Source organism: Spirillospora sp. NPDC049652, from assembly GCF_040675125.1.
Taxonomy (GTDB): Bacteria; Actinomycetota; Actinomycetes; order Streptosporangiales; family Streptosporangiaceae; genus Spirillospora.
This window is the reverse complement of sequence record NZ_JBFAOF010001283.1, coordinates 1-1647: the sequence shown is the minus strand read 5'-3', so window position 1 is coordinate 1647 and position 1647 is coordinate 1. Positions and strand designations below refer to the sequence as shown.

Below are 1647 nucleotides of genomic sequence, written 5' to 3'. Positions count from 1 at the left end.
GAACTTCGCGCGTCCCGCGGGACGTTGATCGCGCGAGTTCCAGGCGGGCCGGAGGCGCGTCCGTGCGGTGATGGGGTCTCCGCCCGCGGAGGGCGGAAGGGGCGGGGTGGAGATCGGCGCACGGCGGGGAGTCGGACTGGCTCAACCCGTCACCTCCGTCCGGATCCGCCGCGGGGATCTTCGTCCGTGGGGTGAGCGTAGAGCGCGGAGGTCAGCCGAAGGTCAGCACGGGACCGATCGGGCCGCGCGGACCGCGCTGACCGGCCCCGGGGCGTACCGTGACGGCGCAGGCAGGAGCGGTCCGGGTCCGCACTCCGTTCCTGACTCGGCTTGACTTTGGCCATATCCGGCCACACCCCGCGTCGCCCGCACCCCGGACGGCACGCCACCATGATCACGACGGAGGGAGGACGCGGTGGAGATCCGGATGCTCGGGCCGCTGGAGGTGACGGCCGACGACGGCGCGCGCGTCGAGCCGTCCCAGCCGCTCCAGCGGGCCGCGCTCTGCGTGCTGGCGGTCCGGGCGGGCCGCCCGGTGTCCGCCCGCGCGCTCGGCGAGCTGCTGTGGGGCGACGACGCGCCCGGACGCGGCGCGGGCGCGGTCAAGACGTGCCTGAGCGGCGTGCGGCGCGCCCTGACCCGGGACCGGCTTCCGCTCGGCCACGGCGGCTACCGGATCGTCCCGCGCCCCGGGGACGTCTTCGACCTGGCGGACTTCCGCGACCTCTCCGCGCGCGCCCGCGAGGCCCTCGCCCGCGCCGCCGCGTCCGCCGCCGACGCGGCCGGAGAGGCGGAGCGGAGCCGGGAGGAGGCCGCGGAGCTGTTCGGGCGGGCGCTGGCCCTGTGGCGCGAACCGGTGCTGGCCGACCTGCCGCGCACCCCGTCGCTGGTCGGCGTCCGGGCCGGGCTGCTCGGCGAGCGGCGGCGCGTCCGGGAGGAGGCCGCCGAGACGCTGCTCGCGCTCGGCCGCCACCGCGAGCTGATCCCCGACCTGCGTGCCTGGCTGGAGGACGATCCGCTGAACGAGTCGCTGGCGGGGGCGCTGGTGCTCGCCCTGCACCGGTCCGGGCGCAAGGCGGAGGCGCTGCGCAGCTACGAGCGGACGCGCGCGGCGATCACGGCGGCCACCGGGACCGAACCGGGCCAGGCGCTGCGCGGGCTGGCCGAGCGCGTCCGCCGCGACGAGGCGGTCCGGCCGGGCGGCGCGGGACGCGCGGCGGCGACGGGCAGGACGGCGGCCGGGACCGTCCGGGAACTGCCCCCGCTGCGCCAGCTCCCGCCGGACGTGCGTGACTTCACCGGCCGCGACGCCGAGCGCGACGAACTCGAAGCGCTGCTCCGCACGACCAGCGCGGTCCCGCCGATCGTGCACGTCACCGGTCCGCCGGGGATCGGGAAGACCGCGCTGGCGCTGCACGTGGCGCACCGGGTCGAGGACGCCTACCCGGACGGGCAGATCCACGTCCAGCTCGCCGGGGCGTCGATGGTGCCGCGGGAGGTCTCGGCCGTGCTCGGGGAGGTCCTGCGGGCGCTCGGCGTCCGGCCGGGCGACATCCCCGACACCGTGGAGGCGCGCGCCGCCGCCTACCGGTCCCGGCTGGCCGGGCGGCGGGTGCTGGTGTTCGCCGACGACGCCGCGGACGCGGC

General features: G+C 78.1%; 1 protein-coding gene. It reads left to right on the top strand.

The genetic code is table 11. From position 1 onward, the window contains the following. Window positions 1-415: 415 nt before the first annotated feature. Window positions 416-1647: AfsR/SARP family transcriptional regulator (locus tag AB0J52_RS39450; RefSeq protein ID WP_500188225.1), on the top strand; the 1232-nt coding region annotated here is incomplete at its 3' end.